Origin of the sequence: Phyllobacterium sp., from assembly GCF_037994405.1 — a bacterium.
Lineage (GTDB): Bacteria > Pseudomonadota > Alphaproteobacteria > Rhizobiales > Rhizobiaceae > Phyllobacterium.
The window spans coordinates 1-5,164 of record NZ_JBBNAN010000466.1 but is presented as its reverse complement, the minus strand read 5'-3'; the positions used below and the strand labels follow the sequence as shown (position 1 = coordinate 5,164).

Below are 5,164 nucleotides of genomic sequence, written 5' to 3'. Positions count from 1 at the left end.
CCCGGTGCAATCGTTATCTATTTCGTCCGCAATTACATCGCCAAGGGCTTTGCCCTGGGGAGGGTATGATGAACTTTTCATGGATGGCATGGACACTGCCGACAGCGCTGTTCTTCCTGACGATCCTTTTGCTGCTGATCGGCATGGCGGTGTGGGAATATGCATCGCCCGGCGGAAATCCGCGGATCGGCATCCTACGCTTCGAAACCACGCGCGGCGACCGGCTTTTCGTGTCGCTGCTGGGCAGTGCTTTCATTCAACTCGCCTGGCTCGGACTTGTCGGTCCCAACCTGTGGTGGGCTCTGGCTCTCTCTGTGGTCTACGCAATCGGCGTATTCCGCTTTGTCTAGAAACAATTTGTCCGGCACCCGTCGGGCAATTGACGATGCAGTCGCAACTCTGGGAGGACAATATGCGAACGCGAATATTGAGTACAACGACAGCCCTCGTACTGTTGTTCGGTGCAGGCAGTGCCTATGCCGGCATGGACGAGGCCAAGGCATTCCTCGACAAGGAAATCGGCGATCTGTCGACGCTTTCCCGCGCCGACCAGGAAAAGGAAATGCAATGGTTTGTCGATGCGGCGAAACCTTTTGCCGGCATGGACATCAAGGTGGTTTCCGAAACCATCACCACGCACGAATACGAATCCAAGGTACTCGCCAAGGCATTCACCGACATCACCGGTATCAAGGTGACGCATGACATCATCGGCGAAGGCGACGTGGTCGAAAAGCTGCAGACGCAGATGCAGTCGGGCGAAAACATCTATGATGCCTATATCAACGATTCGGATCTGATCGGCACACATTGGCGCTACCAGCAGGCGCGCAACCTGACCGACTGGATGGCCAATGAAGGCAAGGATGTCACTGATCCAGGCCTCGATGTTGATGACTTTGTAGGCAAGTCGTTCACAACTGCCCCGGATGGCAAGCTGTACCAGTTGCCGGACCAGCAGTTCGCCAACCTTTACTGGTTCCGCTACGACTGGTTCAACGACGAGAAGAACAAGGCGGATTTCAAGGCCAAGTACGGCTATGATCTTGGCGTTCCGGTCAACTGGTCGGCCTATGAGGATATTGCCGAATTCTTCACGGGCCGTGAGATCGATGGCAAGAAAGTCTATGGCCACATGGACTACGGCAAGAAGGATCCGTCGCTGGGCTGGCGGTTCACCGATGCCTGGCTCTCCATGGCCGGTAATGGTGACAAGGGTCTGCCAAACGGCCTTCCGGTCGACGAATGGGGCATCAAGGTTGATGAAAAATCCCGTCCTGTTGGCTCCTGCGTTGCCCGTGGCGGTGATACCAATGGCCCAGCTGGCGTCTACTCGATCCAGAAATATCTCGATTGGCTGAAGGCTTATGCACCGCCGGAAGCCCAGGGCATGACATTCTCCGAATCCGGTCCGGTGCCGGCGCAGGGCAATGTCGCACAGCAGATATTCTGGTACACGGCCTTTACCGCTGACATGGTAAAGCCGGGCCTGCCGGTCATGAACACGGATGGCACGCCGAAATGGCGTATGGCGCCCTCACCACACGGCGTCTACTGGAAGGACGGCATGAAACTCGGCTATCAGGATGCTGGTTCCTGGACGCTCATGAAGTCGACTCCAGTAGATCGTGCCAAAGCGGCCTGGCTTTATGCTCAGTTCGTGGTGTCGAAGACTGTTGACGTGAAGAAGAGCCACGTTGGCTTGACCTTCATCCGTGAAAGCACCATCCAGGACAAGAGCTTCACCAAGCGCGCGCCGGAGCTTGGCGGTCTGATCGAATTCTATCGTTCGCCCGCCCGTGTGCAGTGGTCGCCAACCGGCACCAACGTTCCGGACTATCCGAAACTGGCCCAGCTCTGGTGGCAGGCGATCGGTGATGCCTCCTCCGGTGCAAAGTCTGCACAGGAAGCCATGGACTCGCTCTGCGCCGAGCAGGAAAAGGTCCTCGGCCGTATCGAGAAATCCGGTGTTCAGGGTGATATTGGTCCGAAACTGGCAGAAGAGCATGATCTTGCCTACTGGAACGCGGATGCCGTCAAGAATGGTCATCTCGCCCCGCAACTCAAGGTCGAAAACGAGAAGGAAAAGCCCCTGACCGTCAACTACGATGAACTGGTCAAGAGCTGGAACAAGTAAGCTTCAGTGAATTGGGGTGGGGGGTGGTGCTTCGGCGCCGCCCCTTTTTTGTTTGCTAGAGCCCGTGGACCTGCAGCAGGCTCTTCAAGCGGCCGACGGCTAATTCGGGCTTGTCGAGCACACTCGCCTGATCGGCGAGCCGGAAAATATCCGCATAGTGAACGATGCCGCGTGCCGACTGCATGCCGGCAGGCATGGTGAAATGGCTCTGGTGGCCATTGAGCCAGGCGAGGAAAACGACGCCGGCTTTATAGTATTGCGTCGGCGCCTCGAAGATCTTGCGCGACAGGGGAACCGTTGGCTCGATCACATCACGGAAGGCTCGTGTGTCGCCGTCGGCGAGGCGGGTCAGGGCTTTGGAGGCCGAGGGCGCTACCGCGTCAAAAATCCCGAGCAGCGCATGGCTGTAGCGTTCGCCATCGCCTTCGATCAGTTCCGCATAGTTGAAATCATCGCCGGTGAAGCACAGCACACCTTGCGGCAGCCGCTTGCGCAACTCAACTTCCTTCTGGTTGTCGAGCAGTGATATCTTGATGCCTTCGACCTTGTCCTTGTTGTCGTTGATGATGGCGAGAACGGTTTCCAGTGCTTTGTCGAACGAGGGCGAACCCCAGTAGCCGGCTAACTGCGGGTCGAACATGTCGCCGAGCCAGTGCAAAACCACCTTCTCCCTCGTCTGCCTCAGGATGTCGCCATAGACGGTTTGATAATCTTCGGCAGAGCGGGCAACGCGCGCGAGTGCACGGCTCGCCATCATGACCGCGCGTCCCCCTTCGGCTTCGACGAAACCGATCTGCGTTTCATAGGCGTCGATCACGTCCTGGAGGTGCCTGGCATCGTCTGGAGCCAATTGGTCGGTGCCCGCGCCGCAGGCAAGATCGGCCCCTGCCACTGTCCGCGACTCCGCCAGAGAGCGGCGGATCAGTTCGCGTGCTCCGGCCCAGTCGAGGCCCATGCCGCGTTGTGCCGTGTCCATCGCCTCGGCGATCTTGAAGCCGAGCGACCAGAGGTGATGGCGAAAGGCCATGGTCGCGTCCCAATCGATGGCGGGAGCGCTCCAGGGGTTCACATCACGAACGGGATCGGAGACGACGTGGGCGGCTGCATAGGCGATGCGATTGAACGCTGGTGGCGTTGACGGAGTACTGATCGGTTCTCCCGTCAGGCGATAATCAGAAGTTGTTCCGCTTGCGTTCGGCAATCTGAGGGTGAGGGTCATTCGCATCGCTCCCAATCGAATGAATGGTTTTTATTTTGGAACGTTCCAAAAAACAAGAGGTAAAACAGAAATTGCCCAAATCGTACGGAAAGCGCCGAAATTGACAGAAGAATTGCCAAATTCGATACGAAAAAATCCACCGGAACGAGCGTTTTGGATGTAGCTGGTTGCGCAAAAGAAATCGCTTGACTAATTTGGAACGTTCCAATTAATGTGGTTGCAACTTGGGAGATTGCATTTGAACCGGACCAGGACAAGTATTGTGGATATAGCGCGCGCCGCCGGCGTGTCGAAATCCACCGTGTCCCTGGTTCTCCAGGGCAGTCCGCTCGTCAATGACAAGACCCGTGAAAAGGTCAGTGCCCTCATCAATGAGCTCGGCTACGTCTATAATCGCGGCGCTGCCAATCTGCGCCAGGCCAAGTCGAAAATCGTCGGCATTGTCGTCAATGATCTCACCAACAGTTTCTTCGCCGAGCTTGCCGTCGGCATGGATATGGTGGTCCAGTCGGCGGGTTATGTGCAGTTCCTCGCCCATAGTGGCGAGAGTGTCGACCGGCAGCGTCAGGTCATTGCTTCCATGCGCGAGAACGGCATTGCCGGGCTGATCCTTTCGCCCGCCCGCGGTACGGAAGCCAATGATATCAAACCCTTGGCGGATAGCGGCATTCCCGTCGTCGTCGTCGTCCGCAATCTTCCGGGCGCGAAGGCTTCGACGCTTGTGTCGGACAATTATGCCGGGGCCAAGGCTGCCATTCGCCACCTGATCGGGCTGGGCCATCGCCGTATCGCCTTCATGGGCGGGTTCGTCGACACCGCTGTTTTCTCCGACCGGGTGCGTGGCTATCGCGACGCACTTTCGGAAGCGGGTATTCCCCTCAACGACAATTTCATCATCCATTCCGCGCCCTCTCGCGCCGGCGGCGTCGCTGCAGTCGAGCGCATGATGGTCTTTTCCGAGCGCCCGACGGCTGCCCTTTGCCTCAATGATGCGGTGGCCTTCGGCGTGTGCGATGGCCTGCGCTCGAACGATATCGAACCGGGAAAGGGCTTTGGCATCATCGGTTTCGATGATGTCATCGAGGCCAAGACGGCTGTTCCGGCCCTTACCACCGTATCGGTTGATCCGCAGGGCATGGGTCAGCGCGCGGCACAGCTGCTGTTGAAGCAGATCAATGCGGGGCAAATCGACCAGGAAACGATTGTGACATCTGTGCGCCTTGTCGTGCGGCAAAGCTGCGGTGCGCCCGTCAAACAACCGGAGGAATTGGCATGACACGCTGGGGATTGATCGGAGCAAGCACCATCGCGCATGAATGGGTCATCGAGGCGATCCGTGCGAACGGCGGCGAGATCGTTTCCGTGATGAGCACCAATGCCGAGCGCGGGGCAAAATATGCGGCGGACCATAACATCCCCCATTCCGTGACCGGCATCGATGCGCTGCTGAACGATCGACCCATTGATGCGGTTTATATTTCAACAACGAATGAATTGCACAAGGACCAGGTTCTTGCCGCGGCAAAAGCCGGCAAGCATGTGCTGTGCGAGAAGCCGCTGGCAACCAGCCTTGCGGATGCGCGGGCCATGGTCGAAGCTTGCCGCGCTGCCAATGTGGTATTTGCGACCAACCATCACCTGCGCAATGCGGCCAGCCATACGGCGATGCGCGATGCAGTTGCGGCCGGCAAGATCGGCAAGCCGCTTGCCGCAAAGGTCTTCCATGCCGTCTATCTGCCGCCACATCTGCAGGGCTGGCGTCTTGATCGCCCGGAAGCTGGCGGCGGGGTTATCCTCGATATTACTGT

5 protein-coding genes are annotated in these 5,164 nt (G+C 57.9%); 4 read left to right on the top strand and 1 reads right to left on the bottom strand.

The annotated features are described in order from the left end of the window. Positions 1 to 68 precede the first annotated feature (68 nt). Both AAAC48_RS25830 and AAAC48_RS25825 read left to right on the top strand, forming a co-directional pair. Complete coding sequence (locus AAAC48_RS25830) at positions 69 to 350, top strand: DUF2160 domain-containing protein (protein WP_340656940.1); 282 nt, start codon at positions 69 to 71, stop codon at positions 348 to 350. A 62-nt stretch (positions 351 to 412) separates the two neighbouring features. After that, positions 413 to 2,137 carry an ABC transporter substrate-binding protein gene (locus tag AAAC48_RS25825; RefSeq protein ID WP_340656939.1) on the top strand — a complete coding sequence of 575 codons (1,725 nt, stop codon included), beginning with the start codon at positions 413 to 415 and terminating at the stop codon, positions 2,135 to 2,137. 55 nt (positions 2,138 to 2,192) lie between these two features. Here the strand turns inward: AAAC48_RS25825 and AAAC48_RS25820 are convergent, their stop codons facing one another. Continuing rightward, positions 2,193 to 3,356, bottom strand: a complete 1,164-nt coding sequence (locus AAAC48_RS25820; protein WP_340656938.1) for a dihydrodipicolinate synthase family protein — start codon at positions 3,354 to 3,356, stop codon at positions 2,193 to 2,195. Between the two features lie 238 nt (positions 3,357 to 3,594). Here AAAC48_RS25820 and AAAC48_RS25815 point away from each other — a divergent pair, with 238 nt between their 5' ends. Further along, entirely contained in the window at positions 3,595 to 4,632 is a 1,038-nt protein-coding gene (locus tag AAAC48_RS25815) for a LacI family DNA-binding transcriptional regulator (protein WP_340656937.1), read from the top strand. Continuing rightward, positions 4,629 to 5,164, top strand: a 536-nt coding sequence (locus AAAC48_RS25810; RefSeq protein WP_340656936.1) for a Gfo/Idh/MocA family oxidoreductase, incomplete at its 3' end; no start/stop codon positions are given. The genes AAAC48_RS25815 and AAAC48_RS25810, both read left to right, overlap by 4 nt.